Here is a 15,920-nt window from a genome sequence, read left to right as displayed (position 1 = left end):
CCGTTTATCTCTGCCCGCGCAACTGTCTTCTGGTTGACCTGTACCGCCCGACGCGGCTTGATGCCGGTGCAGGCGCGGAGGATTGCGGTGATCGACAAGCTCGAGATGTTTCTGGCGGTGGCCAAGGAAGGGCATTTCGGCCGAGCCGCGCAGACGCTTGGGGTGACGCAACCGACCCTGTCGGCAGGCATCAAGCAGCTTGAGGAACAGCTTGGCGTACTGCTGATCTTTCGCGGGTCGCGCTTTGGCGGGCTGACACCCGAAGGTCAGGCGGCGCTGATCTGGGCGCGCAAGATCGTCGGCGACACGCGGCAGCTGCGCGAGGAGATGCGCGCGACGCGGCACGGCCTGTCGGGACGTCTGCGCATCGCGGTCATTCCCACCGCGCTGACCTGGGTGGCCAAGATCAGCGCGCGCTTCGGGGCCGCGCACCCCAATGTCGGTTTTACGATCCTGTCGCGGACCTCGTCCGAGATCCTGCAGATGATCGACGATCTCGAGATCGACGCGGGCATATCCTATCTGGACAACGAACCCTTGGGAAAGGTCAGCACCGTTCCGCTTTACGACGAACGCTACATGCTGGTCTGCGAGGCGGGGTCGCCGCTGGCTGCCCGGTCGCGGGTCGCCTGGGCGGATCTGGACGGGGAACGCCTGTGTCTTCTGACTTCGGACATGCAGAACCGGCGGATCATCAACCGCAACCTTGCCGCGGCGGGTGTCACCCCGCAGGCTACGGTCGAGTCCAGTTCCACCGTGGTGCTGGTTTCGCATGTGATGGAGGGCGGCTGGGTCACCGTCCTGCCCGAGGATATCGCGACGTTCCTCAGCATGGGAAAGCCACTGCGCCTGGTGCCGCTGGAACGACCCGAGACCATCCACGCCGTCGGTCTGGTCGCGCCCTGGCGCGAGCCGCATACCCCTGTCCTCGAGGCGCTGCTGGCCGAGGCGCGGCGGATGGTGTATGATAGATGAATTCTATCGACTGACGGAACTGCATTATTGATTTCCGATCATCGACCCTGTTTGCTTGGGGTCCGAATTTGTCGAAAGGCCAGCCATGACGTTTTCATCGCCAGCCCCGACCGACGAGGATATTCGGGCGATCGTCGCGCCGATGACCTCACTGGAAGGGCCGCTTCTGCCAATGCTGCACGCGTTGCAGGATGAGTATGGGGTCATCCCCGACATCGCGGTGCCGGTTCTGGCGGATGTCTTGAACCTCAGCCGCGCCGAGGTGCATGGCGTCATCAGCTTCTATCACGATTTCCGCAAGTCGCCGGCTGGAAAGCATATTCTGAAGATCTGCCGGGCCGAGGCATGTCAGTCGATGGGTGGCGAGGCGTTGGCGGAATCGACGCTTGCCCGGCTGGGAATCGACTGGCACGACACCACCCAGAACGGCGCCGTCACGGTCGAGCCGGTCTATTGTCTGGGCATGTGTGCCTGTGCGCCCGCCGCGATGCTGGATGATCGCGTGATCGCCCGGCTGGACCGGGCGCGGATGGACAAGCTGCTGGACGAGGCCGGGGCATGAAGATCTGGGTTCCCATGGACAGCGCCGCCAAGGCCCTTGGTGCGGACGAAGTCGCCGAGGCCATCACCCGCGAGGCCGCATCACGCGGAATTGACGCGCAGATCATTCGCAACGGCACGCGCGGGATGATCTGGCTGGAGCCGCTGGTCGAGATTGACCGCGGCGACGGACGGCTGGCCTATGGCCCGGTTGGCGTCGATGATGTTCCCGCGCTGCTGGACGGGGCCATGGACAGTCTTGGCCCGGTCGAGAACATCCCGTTCTTTGCCCGTCAGACCAGGCTGACCTTTGCACGCTGCGGCATCATCGATCCGCTGGATCTGGACGATTATCAGGCCCATGGCGGTCTGGCCGGGCTGCGCCGCGCCATCGCCATGACCCGCGAGGATATCGTGCAGCAGGTCACCGACAGCGGTCTGCGCGGTCGCGGTGGCGCAGGCTTTCCGACCGGGATCAAGTGGAAGACGGTGATGCAGGCCGAGGCCGCACAGAAATACATCGTCTGCAACGCCGATGAGGGCGACAGCGGCACATTCGCCGACCGCATGATCATGGAAGGCGATCCCTTTACCCTGATCGAGGGCATGGCGATCGCCGGGATCGGCGTCGGCGCGACGCGCGGCTATGTCTATCTGCGCAGCGAATACCCGGACGCGATCAAGGTGATGAACGCGGCGGTCAGGATCGCGCGGGATCGCGGGATGCTGGGGCAATCGGTCCTTGGCTCGGATCATGAATTCGACATGCAGATCCGCGTCGGGGCAGGCGCTTATGTCTGCGGCGAGGAAACCAGCCTGCTGAACAGCCTGGAAGGCAAGCGCGGCGTCGTGCGCGCCAAGCCACCGCTGCCGGCGCTGGAAGGGTTTCTGGGCAAGCCGACTGTGGTGAACAACGTCATCAGCCTGGCCACCGTGCCGGTCATCTTCGAACGCGGCGCGGAACATTATGCCGGGCTTGGCCATAACAAGTCGCGCGGCACGGCGACCCTGCAGATCGCCGGGAATGTCAGGCATGGCGGGCTGTTCGAGGCGGGCTTCGGCATCACGCTTGGCGAGGTCGTGAACGATATCGCCGGCGGCACCGCCAGCGGCCGGCCCGTCAAGGCGGTGCAGGTCGGCGGTCCGCTTGGCGCCTACATGCCGGTCGAGAAGTTCGACACGAAGATGGGATACGAGGAATTCGACGCCGAAGGCGGGCTGATCGGCCATGCCGGGCTGGTCGTCTTTGACGACAGTGCCGACATGCTGCGGATGGCACGGTTCGCGATGGAATTCTGCGCTGTCGAAAGCTGCGGCAAATGCACGCCCTGCCGGATCGGCGCCGTGCGCGGTGTCGAGACCATCGACCGCATCGCGGCGGGCGATGCTGCCGCCGCCGACCTGCTGACCGATCTGTGCGAGACGATGAAGGATGGATCGCTGTGCGCGCTTGGCGGCTTCACGCCCTATCCGGTCATGTCCGCACTGCGGAACTTTCCAGACGATTTCGCGACCCAGAAGGAGGCCGCAGAATGAAAGACTTCATCATTCCGCAATTTCCGCCCGGTGACGACCGCGACCTGGGGACCCCGGCGCGGTCCGGCGCCCCCGTTTCGCTGCGCGTGGACGGGTTTGATGTGACGGTTCCCGAGGGAACGTCGGTGATGCGCGCGGCCGCACTGGCCGGGATCATGGTCCCCAAGCTGTGCGCCAGCGACAATCTGGAGGCGTTCGGGTCCTGCCGTCTTTGCGTGGTCGAGATCGAGGGGCGGCGCGGCACGCCCGCAAGCTGCACCACCCCGGTCGCCGAGGGCATGATCGTCCATACCCAGTCCAGCAAGGTCAAGCGGATCCGCAGGGGCGTGATGGAGCTGTATATCAGCGATCACCCGCTGGACTGCCTGACCTGCGCGGCCAATGGCGACTGCGAATTGCAGGACGCGGCGGGGCAGGTGGGACTGCGGGATGTGCGCTATACGCCCGGAGACAACCATTTCGACCCGTCGGGCACCGGCGCGCGCAGCCAGTCCGAGGCGCGGCTGCGGATGCCCGTCGATCAGGCCAATCCGCGCTATACGCCCAAGGACGAAAGCAATCCGTATTTCACCTTCGATCCGTCGAAATGCATCGTCTGTTCGCGCTGCGTGCGCGCCTGCGAGGAAGTGCAGGGCACATTCGCGCTGACGATCGAGGGGCGCGGCTTTGACAGCAAGGTCAGCGCCGGCACGCCGCTGGACGATTTCCTCAGCTCGGAATGCGTCAGCTGCGGGGCCTGCGTGCAGGCCTGTCCGACCGCGACCCTGCAGGAAAAATCCGTGATCGAGATGGGCACGCCCGAACGGTCGGTCATCACCACCTGCGCCTATTGCGGCGTCGGCTGTTCCTTCAAGGCGGAACTGAACGGCGATCAACTGGTCCGCATGGTCCCCTACAAGCACGGCAAGGCCAATCGCGGGCACAGCTGCGTCAAGGGCCGTTTCGCCTATGGCTATGCCCAGCACAAGGACCGGATCCTGAAGCCGATGATCCGCGACACGATCGAGGAACCCTGGCGCGAGGTCGAATGGGACGAGGCGCTGGCCTTTGCCGCCGGCCGCATGAAAGGCCTGCAGCAGAAATACGGCCGCCGGTCCACTGGGGTCATCACCTCAAGCCGCTGCACCAACGAGGAAACCTATCTGGTCCAGAAACTGGCCCGGGCGGTGTTCGGCAACAACAACACCGACACCTGCGCGCGGGTCTGCCATTCGCCGACCGGCTACGGGTTGGGCAAGACCTTCGGCACATCGGCCGGAACGCAGGATTTCGACAGTGTCGAGAAATCCGACGTGGTCGTGATTATCGGGGCCAACCCCACCGACGGCCACCCGGTCTTTGCCAGCCGGCTGAAGAAACGCCTGCGTCAGGGCGCCAAACTGATCGTCCTCGATCCGCGCCGCACCGACATCGTGCGCAGCGCCCATGTCGAGGCGGCCTACCACCTGCCGCTGCGTCCGGGCACCAATGTCGCGGTCGTGACTGCGATGGCGCATGTGATCGTGACCGAGGGTCTGGTGAACGAAGCCTTCATCCGCGAACGCTGCGACTGGGACGAATTTCAGTATTATGTCGATTTCGTCAGACAGGACCGCCACAGCCCCGAAAACATGCAGGCTCTGACCGGTGTGCCGGCCGAGGATCTGCGCGGGGCGGCGCGGCTGTATGCGACCGGCGGCAACGGCGCGATCTATTACGGGCTGGGTGTGACCGAACACAGCCAGGGATCGACCACCGTCATGGGCATCGCCAATCTTGCCATGCTGACCGGCAATGTCGGTCGTGAGGGCGTGGGCGTGAACCCGCTGCGGGGCCAGAACAACGTGCAGGGCAGTTGCGACATGGGATCGTTCCCGCACGAACTGCCGGGCTATCGCCACGTGAAACTGCCCGATGTGCGCGAGATCTTCGAAAAGGCCTGGGGCGTGGAGATTGATCCCGAGCCCGGCCTGCGCATTCCCAACATGCTGGATGCCGCCGTCGAGGGGACGTTCAAGGGACTTTACTGCCAGGGCGAGGACATCCTGCAATCCGACCCCGACACCCATCACGTCGCTGCCGGGCTGAAGGCGATGGAATGCGTGATCGTGCACGACCTGTTCCTGAACGAAACCGCGAACTATGCCCATGTCTTCCTGCCGGGCAGCAGTTTCCTGGAAAAGGAGGGCACCTTCACCAATGCCGAACGCCGCATCAACCGCGTTCGCAAGGTCATGGCGCCGCTGAACGGGTATGAGGACTGGGAGGTGACACAGCTTCTGGCCAATGCGATGGGCGCGAACTGGCACTATACCCATGCCAGCCAGATCATGGACGAAATCGCGGCGACAACCCCCAGCTTTGCCAATGTCAGCTTTGATCTTCTGGACGAGAAGGGCAGCGTGCAGTGGCCCTGCAACGAGGATGCGCCCGAAGGCACGCCGACCATGCATGTCGATCATTTCGTGTCGGGCAAAGGCCATTTTATCGTCACCGAATATCTGGCGACCGATGAAAAGTCGGGACCGCGCTTCCCGCTGCTGCTGACCACGGGGAGGATCCTGTCGCATTACAACGTCGGCGCGCAGACCCGCCGCACCGCGAATGTCGTCTGGCATCCCGAGGATGTGCTGGAAATCCACCCGCATGATGCCGAGGTGCGTGGCGTCAACGAAGGCGACTGGGTGCGGCTTGCCTCGCGTTCGGGCGAGACGACGTTGAAGGCGACGTTGACCGACCGGGTCGCGCCGGGCGTGGTCTATACGACCTTCCACCACCCGGCGACGCAGGCCAACGTGGTCACCACCGACTTTTCGGACTGGGCGACGAACTGTCCGGAATACAAGGTGACCGCCGTGCAGGTCAGCCCGTCGAATGGACCGTCAGACTGGCAGGAAAGTTATAACGAGCAGGCCGAAAGGTCGCGGCGCATCCTGCCTGCGGCGGAATAGCATGACAATGCCGGATCCTCTGGCGGCGGCCAAGGCCACCCATGTTCGTCCGGGCAGCACGCAGGCTGTCCGCCGGACCCTGCCCGAGGAAACGCCGGTGGCGATGGTCTATGACGGAACGACGCTGGCGGTGATGATGGCAACGCCCGCCCATATCGACGATTTCGCCGTGGGGTTTTCGCTGACCGAGGGTGTCGTGACGGATCAGGGCCAGATTGCCTCCTGTGACATCGTCAGCCACGATCAGGGCATCGAGGCGCGAATGTGGCTGACCGAGGATCGCGCCGAGGCGCTTTCGGCCCGACGGCGTACGCTGGCAGGGCCGGTCGGGTGCGGGCTGTGCGGCATCGACAGCTTGGCCGAGGCCGCGCGCAGCCTGCCGGATTTGCACGGTCGAGGCCCGGTCCTTGGCGTCGACGAAATTACCGGCGCGACGGAAAGCCTGCGCGACTGGCAGCCGTTGCACGACCAAAGCCACGCGGTCCATGCCGCCGGTTTCCTGCTGCCGGGCCACGGTGTCGTTCTGGCGCGCGAGGATGTCGGCCGTCACAACGCGCTGGACAAGCTGATCGGCGCGATGGCGCGGCAGGGGTTGGATGCGGGACAGGGGGCGTTCGTCCTGACCAGCCGAGTCTCTGTCGAGATGGTGCAGAAATGCGCCATGGCCGGTGGCGCGATCCTGATCGCCGTATCGGCGCCGACCGCCCATGCGCTGCGTCTGGCCCAAGGCGCGGGCATCACCGTTGCCGCCTTCGCGCGCGGCGAGGGTTTCGATCTTTTCTGTCATCCCGAAAGGCTGAAGGCCGAGGTTTCCGATGTCGCCTGAAAAAATGGTCATGATGGCCAACCAGATCGCCAGTTTCTTCGACAGCCAGCCCGGCGACGCGGCCGACAAGGTCGCTGACCACCTGCGCGACTTCTGGGAACCGCGCATGCGGACGCAGTTGCTTCAGTATATCGAGGCGGGCGGCGGCGGTCTGAAACCCTCGGTCGAAGAAGCTGCGCGACGTCTGTGAAACCAGTTGGGCTCGGCGGGTGTTGAGTGGTCGAACCTAACCCCACGGGAACCCCATGCCGGACAGTGATCCAGCGCCGTCGCAAGGCAGACTTTGCGTCATCATGAATCTCGGCTCGGGCCACAGGGACCGGGCACATATCGAAGCTGAAATCGTGGCCAGGCTGAAGCCGCGGTTTGCGGCATTCGAGATCCGAAAGACCGCGCGCGGCGGTGATCTGATCCAGATGGCCCGCAAGGCGGCCGAGGACGGTTTCGACATCGTCGTGGCGGCCGGGGGCGACGGCACCCAGTCGGCCGTTGCCGGGGCGCTTGCCGGGACCGATGTCACGATGGGCGTCTTGCCGGGTGGCACCTTCAATTATTTCGCCCGCGATCTTGGGGTCGGCGAAGAAATTGACGACGCGCTGGACACGATTTTGGACGCCCGGATCGCAACGATAGATGTGGGCCGGGTCGAGAATTTGGTATTTCTGAACAATGTCAGCCTTGGGGCCTATCCTCACATCCTGAAGACCCGCGAGACCATTTACCGCCGCTGGGGCCGATCCCGGATCGCGGCCTACTGGTCGGTGCTGGTGGCGCTGCGCCGGCTGCGTCGGCCGATGAAGCTGACCGCGCGCGTGAACGGCGGATCGCGGCAGTTCACCACCGCGCTGGTGTTCGTGGCGCGCAGCGCCTATCAGCTTGACGCTTTCGGGCTTGAGGGTGCGGAGGCGATCCGCGCGGGCAAGTTCGCGGTGCTGGTGGCGCGGGCCAGGCAGCCTGTGCCGCTGATGCGGTCGGCCTTGCGGCTGGCTTTTGGCATGTCCGCGAAGAACAGCGATTTCGACCTTCTCATCACCGATGAACTGACCATCGAAACACCGAAGCAGCGGCAGCTGATTGCCCATGACGGCGAAAAGACGGTGATGGCGGCGCCGCTGAACCTGAAGGTCTGGCACGATGCGCTGCGGGTCTTGTTGCCTGCGGACGGACGAAACAAGACGAAAGACGGCCGGACGTGACCAGAATCGTCCATCTTTCGGATCTGCATTTCGGCTTTCACCGCGACGAGCTGGTCGCGCCGCTGCTTGACCGCGTCAATCGCGCCGATGCGGGTCTGGTGGTGGTGACCGGCGATCTGACGCATCGCGGGCGGCCCGGCCAGTTCCAGCAGGCGGCCGAATTTCTGGACCGTATCCGACCGCCCGTGCTGGCAGTGCCGGGAAACCACGACGTGCCATTGTACAATATGCCGATCCGCTTCCTGTTGCCGTGGGGCGGATACCGGCAGGCCATCGGCCCCGAACTGGCGCCGGTCGCGGCCACAGGTTCGGCGCGCGTTCTGGGACTGAACAGCGTCGATCAGTTTTCGTGGCAGCGCGGCGTGGTGCGGCCCGACCAGTTGGCGCGCCTGCTTGGCGGACTTGATCCGCTGGCCACGAACATCGTCGCGCTGCACCATCCGCTTCAACAACTGCCCGGCGTGGACAAGCAGCTTGCGCGTCGCGCGCCCGAAACCTTGCAGTGCCTGGAGCAGCGCGGCGTCAGCATCGTTCTCAGCGGTCATCTGCATGTCTGGGCCGCCGCCGCGCTTTTGAACCGGGGTCATCCGCATCTGCTGCAGATCCAGGCCGGCACCTCATTGTGCGCCCGGCTTGGCGATCTGCAGAATGAGTTCGCCGTTCTGGACATCGACGGTGAAAACCTGACCATCGAACGTCACATCGCCCCCATGGACACGCAGGATTTCCGGCCACCGGCGCGATCACGCCTTCGGCTTTGCGCGGATGGGTGGAGGCCCGCCGATCCGGACGACTTGGTGGCATTTTAGCCGTATTGGCATGGTCGGGCACACGGATGGCGGGTAATCTGGGATGGTCGCCGCAACCGAAAGTCGTCCGCAAATGTCCTTTGCAACCCCTGATGAGCTTTACTTCGCGCGTCTGGTGAACCGCACCCGCGCCGATCTTGGCCTTGTCCCGTTGCAGGTCGAACTTTCGCTGAACGGCGCGGCTGACGGTCACAGCCAGTGGATGCTTGCAACCGACAGGTTCGGACATGACGGGCGGGGCGGTTCATCGCCTACCGATCGCATGCGCGATGCGGGTTTCGATCTGTCGGGCGGCTGGATGACCGCCGAGAACGTGGCCTATGTCAGCCTGGACAACCGGGCGGGCCTTGGTGACGAGATCCGGCAACTACATGACATGTTGCTGAACAGCCCCGGTCACTACGCCAATATCGTCAATTCCGACGCGACGATGATCGGGATCGGCCTGCAGGTCGGCACCTTCACCTCGGGCGGGCGAGATTATCGCGTGCTGATGGCGACACAGAATTTCGCGGACACGGGCGGCGAGACACGGTTGCAAAGCGATGGGTTCGACGCTGCCAGCCGCCCCCAGTTCGATGCCGACTGGACAAGTCTTGGTTCATGGCGCGCGAATTTCGACGGGCGCAGTCTGAATGGCGGGGGCGGCGCGGACCGGCTGACGGGAACCGGGGCAAACGACCAGATCAGGGCGGGTGGCGGCCCGGACCGGATTGCGGGCGGTGGCGGTGACGACTGGCTGGTGGGCGGTAATGGCGGCGACCGGGTCGAGGGCGGCTGGGGCAGCGACCGGATCTTCGGGCAGGGCGGGCATGACACGATCTACGGCGGCGGGGGCCATGACAGCATCAGCGGCGAATTCGGCCACGACCGGGTCGATGCGGGGTCCGGCAACGATCTGGTCTCGGGACAGGCGGGCAATGACCGGATCTCGGGCGGGACCGGCCATGACAGCCTCGCCGGCGGGATCGGCAGCGACCGACTGGCCGGCAACGACGGCAACGATTATCTGCTGGGTGGTGCGAATGACGACACGCTGATCGGTGCAAACGGTGCCGACACGCTGGAAGGCGGCAACGGCCGGGACGTGCTGTTGGGCGGTGCGGGCGCGGATCATTTCGTCTTCGCGCGAGGGTTCGGGCGGGACGTGATCCGAGACTATCAGCCGGGCGTGGATCAGGTCTGTTTCGACGATCTGCTGCCAAACGGCGATGTGGCGTCTTTCCTGACGGACCATTCAAACCAGACCGCCGAGGGCGTGCTGCTGGATCTGGGGCAGGGCGACAGCATCCTGTTCGCCGGTCGCGGTTTGGACATCTTCGAGATCGCCGAGGATTTCGTGCAGGTCTGATCCGGCGTCGATGCGCCGCTGACCCGGTTCGATACCTGATGCCGCGGGCGCAGGTTTTTGTTGAACATGGCGTCTGACGCGCTTATATCGCCACGAAGTCAATCGGGCGACATGGTCATAACAGGCCACAGGAACATGGGTCGGGCGCTGCGCCGCGACCCTTTGTCGTTGCCGCGAGGGGCATCATACAGACCGGCGGAGCCAACCGTCAGGCCAGTCAAACAGACGTAAAGGAAACTGGATTTATATGTGCGCTAAAGCGACCATGGAGGAATTCGAGGCCCTCCTGAATGAAAGCCTCGACATCGACACGCCCAACGAGGGCAGCGTCGTCAAGGGCCGCGTCATCGCCATCGAGGCGGGTCAGGCCATCATCGATGTCGGCTACAAGATGGAAGGCCGCGTCGATCTGAAGGAATTCGCGAATCCCGGCGAAGACTCCAAGCTGGCCGTCGGCGACGAGGTCGAGGTTTATCTGGACCGCGTCGAGAATGCCCGTGGCGAAGCATCGATCAGCCGCGAAAAGGCCCGCCGCGAGGAAGCCTGGGATCGTCTTGAAAAAGCATATGCCGATGAAGAGCGCGTCGAAGGCGCCATCTTCGGTCGCGTCAAGGGCGGCTTCACCGTCGATCTGGGCGGTGCCGTGGCCTTCCTGCCCGGTTCGCAGGTCGATGTGCGCCCCGTGCGCGACGCCGGCCCGCTGATGGGTCTGAAGCAGCCGTTCCAGATCCTGAAAATGGATCGTCGCCGTGGCAATATCGTCGTGTCGCGCCGCGCGATTCTGGAAGAGAGCCGCGCCGAACAGCGCGCCGAGGTCATCGCCAACCTGACCGAAGGCCAGACCGTCGATGGTGTCGTCAAGAACATCACCGAATACGGTGCCTTCGTGGATCTGGGCGGTGTTGACGGCCTGCTTCACGTCACCGACATGGCGTGGCGCCGCGTGAACCACCCGTCCGAGATCCTGTCGATCGGCGAGACCGTCAAGGTCCAGGTCATCAAGATCAACAAGGACAGTCACCGCATCAGCCTTGGCATGAAACAGCTGCAGGACGATCCGTGGGATACCGTCACGCAGAAATTCCCGCTTGGCAGCGTCCATAACGGCCGCGTGACCAACATCACCGATTACGGCGCGTTCGTCGAACTGGAAGCCGGTGTCGAGGGTCTGGTCCACGTCTCGGAAATGAGCTGGACCAAGAAGAACGTCCATCCTGGCAAGATCGTGTCGACCTCGCAGGAAGTCGATGTGATGGTTCTGGAAATCGACGAAGCCAAGCGCCGCGTGTCGCTGGGTCTGAAACAGACCATGCGCAACCCGTGGGAGGTCTTTGCCGAAACCCACCCGTCGGGCACCGTCATCGAGGGCGAAGTCAAGAACATCACCGAATTCGGTCTGTTCGTCGGCCTGGAAGGCGATATCGACGGCATGGTTCACCTGTCCGACATTTCGTGGGACACGCGCGGCGAGGATGCGATCCAGGATTTCCGCAAGGGCGACATGGTCAAGGCCGTCGTTCAGGACGTGGATGTCGAGAAAGAGCGTATCTCGCTGTCGATCAAGGCGCTGGAAAACGAGCACATGGCCGAAGCCGTTGACGGCGTGAAGCGTGGCTCGATCGTGACCGTCGAGGTTTCGGCGATCGAGGATGGCGGGATCGAGGTGGAATACAACGGCGTCAAGTCGTTCATCCGTCGTTCGGACCTTGCCCGCGACCGTCAGGATCAGCGCCCCGAGCGTTTCCAGGTCGGTGACAAGGTCGATGCGCGCGTGACCAATATCGACACCAAGACCCGCCGTCTGGGCCTGTCGATCAAGGCGCGCGAGATCGCAGAAGAGAAAGAGGCGATCGACCAGTATGGCAGCTCGGATTCGGGTGCGTCGCTGGGTGATATCCTTGGTGCGGCGCTGAACCGCAACAACTGATCGCGACCCCGTCGCAGCGATTCGGCCCGCCCCCACAGCATCGGGGGCGGGCCTTTTTTCGTGTGAAAGGCGAGGGATGCGCCCTGCAAGTGTCTTGCGCGATCCGCATAAAGCTGGCATCGCTATGAAACTGAAGAATTGTTTGATGCGTTGCTGGTTCAGAGGCCCGCAACCTCAGTCGGGCTCGGGCGTCACGAATCCAATCGCCGTGTCCAGGGGAGGACCAGAATGATCCGTTCCGAACTGATCCAGAAAATCGCCGACGACAATCCGCATCTGTTCCGACGCGACGTCGAACGCATCGTGAACACCGTATTCGACGAGATTATCGATGCGATGGCCCGCGGCAACCGGGTCGAGTTGCGGGGTTTTGGGGCGTTTTCGGTCAAGCGCCGCGATGCCCGCACCGGGCGCAACCCGCGCACCGGCGACGCTGTCGATGTCGAGGAAAAGCACGTTCCCTTCTTCAAGACCGGCAAATTGCTGCGTGATCGGTTGAACGGCGACGCCTGACCGGCGTAGAAGGAAGCAGTCGCCCTAAGGTTTCGGCCGGAGTGGGCCCGCCAGTTCAAGGAATTCCGATGCGCTTCATCCGTCTTCTGTTTCTCGCCCTTCTGGCTGTCGTGCTTGTCGCGGTGGCATTGGCTAATCGCGACATCGTGACGCTTTCTGCCTTTCCGGCCAATTTCGGGCAGTATCTGGGCGGGCGCTGGTCCGTCGACATGCCGCTGTTCATGGTGATCTTCCTGGCCTTTGCGGTCGGCATGCTGGCCGGTCTGGTCTGGGAGTATCTGCGCGAGGCGCATATCCGGCGCCAGGCCCGCCAGCGCAGCGCCGAGATCGCGCGACTCGAATCCGAGGTTGGTCACCTGCGCCGCAATCATGCCGCGCCGCGCGACGAGATCCTGGCGATCGTCGACAGACCCAAATCCGCGCCCGCTGCGCGTCCGGTCGCCTCGGCCGAACCCGCACCCGGCACGACCCTGCCCAGCCCGCGCTGAGGGCGGGGATGGCGCAGGTCAAGATCTGCGGACTTCGCGACCCCGCGCATGTGGCGACGGCGGTGAAGGGCGGTGCGCGCTATATCGGCTTCGTGTTCTTCCCCCGCTCGCCCCGCGCCGTGACGCCCGATACGGCAAGGACACTTGGCGCGGATCTGCCGCCCGGGGTCGCCAGGGTGGGACTGTTCGTGAACCCTGATGACGCGCTCTTGGACACCACGCTGGCTCGTGTGCCGCTGGACCTGATCCAGCTGCACGGACAAGAGACACCCGATCGCGTCGACGCGGTGAAGCGTCTGACCGGCCTGCCGGTGATGAAGGCGGTGGGCGTTTCCGGACCTGACGACCTTCCTGCGCTGACCGAATACGGTCTTGCGGCGGACATGCTGCTGGTCGATGCCAAACCGCCCGCCGATGCGGTGCTGCCGGGGGGCAACGGGCTTTCCTTCGACTGGCGGCTTCTTGTCGGTCGCCGCTGGCTGAGGCCATGGATGCTGGCCGGCGGACTGACCCCCGACAATGTCGCCGAGGCGATCCGGCTGACCGGGGCGCCGGTCGTCGATGTCAGTTCCGGTGTCGAGACGGCGCCCGGCATCAAGGATGACGGGCTGATCCGCGACTTCATCGCCGCCGCATCTGCGCCCCCTTCCGACCAATGACGGCAGAATTGCCTGTTTTCCGGGGCGCGACGCGCGCCGACGTGCCAGCGGTCTGCGACCTGCTGGCGGATGATGTGCTGGGCCGCACCCGCGAAGGTGCGGTGTCCGCGCATTATCTTTCTGCGTTCGATGCCATGCAGGCCGAAGGGCAGAACCATCTGATCGTCGCAGAGGCGCAGGGCCGGATCGTCGCCTGCTACCAGATCACCTTCATCTCGGGATTGTCGCTGTCGGCCGCGCGCCGCGCCCAGATCGAAGGCGTCCGCGTCGCATCGGACCAACGTGGACATGGCCTGGGCGAGGCGCTGATCCGCGACGCCGAAGCCCGCGCCCGCGCGGCGGGTTGCGGCCTGATCCAATTCACCACCAACCGATCGCGGGAAGACGCGCATCGCTTCTATGACCGCATGGGCTTCACCCCAAGCCATATCGGCTATAAGAAACCTCTCTAGGCTTCTTCTTTGCCTGAAATACCCATTCCAACCGCGAAGGCAGACCCATGGCCGATGATCTGGTGAACAGCTTCAAGCATGGCCCCGACGAACAGGGCCGTTTCGGCATCTATGGCGGCCGCTTTGTGAGCGAAACGCTGATGCCGCTGATCCTGGAACTTGAAGCCGAATACGAACGCGCCAAGACCGATGCGGATTTCTGGGCCGAGATGGACGATCTGTGGACCCATTATGTCGGTCGTCCCAGCCCGCTCTATCACGCCGAGCGCCTGTCCGAACGTCTGGGTGGCGCCAGGATCTACATGAAGCGGGACGAGCTGAACCATACCGGCGCCCACAAGATCAACAACGTCTTGGGCCAGATCCTGCTGGCCCGCCGCATGGGCAAGACGCGGATCATCGCGGAAACCGGCGCGGGGCAGCATGGCGTCGCGACGGCCACGGTCTGTGCGCGCTTCGGGCTGAAATGCGTCGTCTATATGGGCGCGCATGACGTTGAACGTCAGGCACCGAACGTGTTCCGCATGCGCCTGCTGGGGGCCGATGTGGTGCCCGTGACCAGCGGTCGCGGTACGCTGAAGGATGCGATGAACGATGCGCTGCGCGACTGGGTCACCAATGTGCGCGACACGTTCTACTGCATCGGCACGGTCGCGGGGCCGCATCCCTATCCGGCGATGGTCCGCGATTTCCAGTCGATCATCGGCAAGGAGGTCAAGGAACAGATCATGCCGCGCGAGGGCCGGCTGCCCGATACGATCGTCGCGGCGATTGGTGGCGGATCGAACGCGATGGGACTGTTCTACCCGTTCCTTGACGACAAGGAGGTGCGCATCATCGGTGTCGAGGCCGGTGGCAAGGGCGTCGATGACCGTATGGAACACTGCGCCAGCCTGTCGGGTGGACGCGCCGGGGTCCTGCACGGCAACCGGACCTATCTGCTGCAGGACAAGGACGGCCAGATCCTGGAAGGGCATTCGATCAGCGCCGGTCTGGACTATCCGGGCATCGGACCCGAGCATGCATGGCTGAAGGATATGGGCCGGGCGGAATATGTCAGCATCACCGATGACGAGGCGCTGAAGGCGTTCCAGCTGTGCTGCGAGACCGAAGGCATCATTCCGGCGCTAGAGCCCAGCCACGCGCTGGCCCATGTGATGAAGATCGCGCCCGACCTGCCTGCCGACCACATCATCGTGATGAATATGTGCGGTCGTGGCGACAAGGATATCTTCACCGTCGCCAAGCATCTGGGCGTCGATATCCAGACCTGAGATGCGCCTCTGGTGGCCTGCGGATCGCGGGCCGCCTTGTTACCCCTGCGGGTCGGCCACCGCGTGGGCGCGCAGCAGTTCAAGCGGCAGGATGTCAAGCGCCGCCGCATGGGTCGCCTCTAGCACGACTTTCGGTGCCGCCAGTTCCTGCGCGGCCTGCATGAAGCGCGCGGCGCACAGGCACCAGCGGTCTCCGGGTTTCAGGCCGGGAAAGCGGAATTCCGGCCGCGGCGTGCTGAGGTCGTTGCCCAGATACGCAGACATCGCCAGAAACTCTGCGGTGACAATGACGCAGACCGTGTGGCTTCCGGCGTCTTCGGGACCGGTATCGCAGCAACCGTTGCGATAGAACCCTGTCACAGGGTCCTTCGAACAGGGTTGCAGCACCCCGCCCATGACGTTCAGCGATGGCTCCATCGGTGCCTCCTCGTGTTGATCACAAGG

16 protein-coding genes are annotated in these 15,920 nt (G+C 64.1%); 15 read left to right on the top strand and 1 reads right to left on the bottom strand.

The genetic code is table 11. The features are described from left to right. The first annotated feature begins 87 nt into the window (after positions 1 to 87). The 15 genes from MU516_RS06360 to trpB all read left to right on the top strand — a co-directional run bounded on the left by MU516_RS06360 (position 88) and on the right by trpB (position 15,476). Positions 88 to 975 (top strand): LysR family transcriptional regulator, encoded by an 888-nt coding sequence (locus MU516_RS06360; RefSeq protein ID WP_260276385.1) that lies wholly within the window; start codon positions 88 to 90, stop codon positions 973 to 975. An 85-nt stretch (positions 976 to 1,060) separates the two neighbouring features. Further along, on the top strand, positions 1,061 to 1,537 hold the full coding sequence (locus tag MU516_RS06355) for a formate dehydrogenase subunit gamma (RefSeq protein WP_260276384.1): 477 nt from the start codon (positions 1,061 to 1,063) through the stop codon (positions 1,535 to 1,537). After that, positions 1,534 to 3,051: a formate dehydrogenase beta subunit gene (locus tag MU516_RS06350; protein ID WP_260276383.1), complete on the top strand. Its 1,518-nt coding sequence runs from the start codon at positions 1,534 to 1,536 to the stop codon at positions 3,049 to 3,051. Before MU516_RS06355 ends, MU516_RS06350 begins: the two co-directional genes overlap by 4 nt. Continuing rightward, positions 3,048 to 5,981, top strand: coding sequence for a formate dehydrogenase subunit alpha (gene fdhF / locus MU516_RS06345; protein ID WP_260276382.1), 2,934 nt, complete (start codon positions 3,048 to 3,050; stop codon positions 5,979 to 5,981). Before MU516_RS06350 ends, fdhF begins: the two co-directional genes overlap by 4 nt. A 1-nt stretch (position 5,982) precedes the next feature. Beyond that, positions 5,983 to 6,807 (top strand): formate dehydrogenase accessory sulfurtransferase FdhD, encoded by an 825-nt coding sequence (gene fdhD / locus MU516_RS06340; protein ID WP_260276381.1) that lies wholly within the window; start codon positions 5,983 to 5,985, stop codon positions 6,805 to 6,807. Continuing rightward, positions 6,797 to 6,997 carry a formate dehydrogenase subunit delta gene (locus MU516_RS06335; protein WP_260276380.1) on the top strand — a complete coding sequence of 67 codons (201 nt, stop codon included), beginning with the start codon at positions 6,797 to 6,799 and terminating at the stop codon, positions 6,995 to 6,997. The genes fdhD and MU516_RS06335 overlap by 11 nt, the downstream gene beginning before the upstream one ends. Positions 6,998 to 7,052: 55 nt before the next feature. Continuing rightward, positions 7,053 to 8,003, top strand: coding sequence for a diacylglycerol/lipid kinase family protein (locus MU516_RS06330; protein WP_260276379.1), 951 nt, complete (start codon positions 7,053 to 7,055; stop codon positions 8,001 to 8,003). Next, positions 8,000 to 8,812, top strand: a complete 813-nt coding sequence (locus MU516_RS06325; protein ID WP_260276378.1) for a metallophosphoesterase family protein — start codon at positions 8,000 to 8,002, stop codon at positions 8,810 to 8,812. The genes MU516_RS06330 and MU516_RS06325 overlap by 4 nt, the downstream gene beginning before the upstream one ends. Positions 8,813 to 8,885: 73 nt before the next feature. Further along, complete coding sequence (locus MU516_RS06320; protein ID WP_260276377.1) at positions 8,886 to 10,163, top strand: CAP domain-containing protein; 1,278 nt, start codon at positions 8,886 to 8,888, stop codon at positions 10,161 to 10,163. Between the two features lie 247 nt (positions 10,164 to 10,410). Then, complete coding sequence (rpsA, locus tag MU516_RS06315; RefSeq protein ID WP_260276376.1) at positions 10,411 to 12,090, top strand: 30S ribosomal protein S1; 1,680 nt, start codon at positions 10,411 to 10,413, stop codon at positions 12,088 to 12,090. A gap of 138 nt (positions 12,091 to 12,228) precedes the next feature. Next, entirely contained in the window at positions 12,229 to 12,603 is a 375-nt protein-coding gene (ihfB, locus tag MU516_RS06310; RefSeq protein WP_311319099.1) for an integration host factor subunit beta, read from the top strand. A gap of 68 nt (positions 12,604 to 12,671) precedes the next feature. Next, positions 12,672 to 13,091, top strand: coding sequence for a LapA family protein (locus MU516_RS06305; protein ID WP_260276374.1), 420 nt, complete (start codon positions 12,672 to 12,674; stop codon positions 13,089 to 13,091). 8 nt (positions 13,092 to 13,099) lie between these two features. After that, complete coding sequence (locus tag MU516_RS06300; RefSeq protein WP_260276373.1) at positions 13,100 to 13,750, top strand: phosphoribosylanthranilate isomerase; 651 nt, start codon at positions 13,100 to 13,102, stop codon at positions 13,748 to 13,750. Next, positions 13,747 to 14,202: a GNAT family N-acetyltransferase gene (locus tag MU516_RS06295; RefSeq protein WP_425606813.1), complete on the top strand. Its 456-nt coding sequence runs from the start codon at positions 13,747 to 13,749 to the stop codon at positions 14,200 to 14,202. The genes MU516_RS06300 and MU516_RS06295 overlap by 4 nt, the downstream gene beginning before the upstream one ends. A gap of 47 nt (positions 14,203 to 14,249) precedes the next feature. Beyond that, a complete protein-coding gene (gene trpB / locus MU516_RS06290; protein WP_260276371.1) occupies positions 14,250 to 15,476 on the top strand; it encodes a tryptophan synthase subunit beta in 1,227 nt (408 codons plus the stop codon). Positions 15,477 to 15,515: 39 nt separating this feature from the next. On the opposite strand, the gene MU516_RS06285 is transcribed toward trpB, so the two are convergent. Next, the gene (locus MU516_RS06285; RefSeq protein WP_260276370.1) at positions 15,516 to 15,893 is read right to left on the bottom strand and encodes a DUF2237 family protein; all 378 of its coding nucleotides are present in this window, start codon (positions 15,891 to 15,893) and stop codon (positions 15,516 to 15,518) included. Between the last annotated feature and the right edge of the window lie 27 nt (positions 15,894 to 15,920).

This window comes from Paracoccus maritimus, from assembly GCF_025195095.1.
Classification (GTDB): domain Bacteria; phylum Pseudomonadota; class Alphaproteobacteria; order Rhodobacterales; family Rhodobacteraceae; genus Paracoccus; species Paracoccus maritimus.
Note: the sequence above shows the minus strand (reverse complement) of the source record. Positions and strands in the feature narration are given on the sequence as shown.

Coding starts and splice junctions, on each gene's coding strand:
- trpB (WP_260276371.1), top strand. CDS start 14,250: ATGGCCGATGATCTGGTGAACAGCTTCAAGCATGGCCCCGACGAACAG.
- MU516_RS06295 (WP_425606813.1), top strand. CDS start 13,747: ATGACGGCAGAATTGCCTGTTTTCCGGGGCGCGACGCGCGCCGACGTG.
- MU516_RS06285 (WP_260276370.1), bottom strand. CDS start 15,893: ATGGAGCCATCGCTGAACGTCATGGGCGGGGTGCTGCAACCCTGTTCG.
- fdhD (WP_260276381.1), top strand. CDS start 5,983: ATGACAATGCCGGATCCTCTGGCGGCGGCCAAGGCCACCCATGTTCGT.
- fdhF (WP_260276382.1), top strand. CDS start 3,048: ATGAAAGACTTCATCATTCCGCAATTTCCGCCCGGTGACGACCGCGAC.
- MU516_RS06320 (WP_260276377.1), top strand. CDS start 8,886: ATGTCCTTTGCAACCCCTGATGAGCTTTACTTCGCGCGTCTGGTGAAC.
- MU516_RS06335 (WP_260276380.1), top strand. CDS start 6,797: ATGTCGCCTGAAAAAATGGTCATGATGGCCAACCAGATCGCCAGTTTC.
- MU516_RS06300 (WP_260276373.1), top strand. CDS start 13,100: ATGGCGCAGGTCAAGATCTGCGGACTTCGCGACCCCGCGCATGTGGCG.
- MU516_RS06350 (WP_260276383.1), top strand. CDS start 1,534: ATGAAGATCTGGGTTCCCATGGACAGCGCCGCCAAGGCCCTTGGTGCG.
- MU516_RS06355 (WP_260276384.1), top strand. CDS start 1,061: ATGACGTTTTCATCGCCAGCCCCGACCGACGAGGATATTCGGGCGATC.
- MU516_RS06330 (WP_260276379.1), top strand. CDS start 7,053: ATGCCGGACAGTGATCCAGCGCCGTCGCAAGGCAGACTTTGCGTCATC.
- MU516_RS06305 (WP_260276374.1), top strand. CDS start 12,672: ATGCGCTTCATCCGTCTTCTGTTTCTCGCCCTTCTGGCTGTCGTGCTT.
- rpsA (WP_260276376.1), top strand. CDS start 10,411: ATGTGCGCTAAAGCGACCATGGAGGAATTCGAGGCCCTCCTGAATGAA.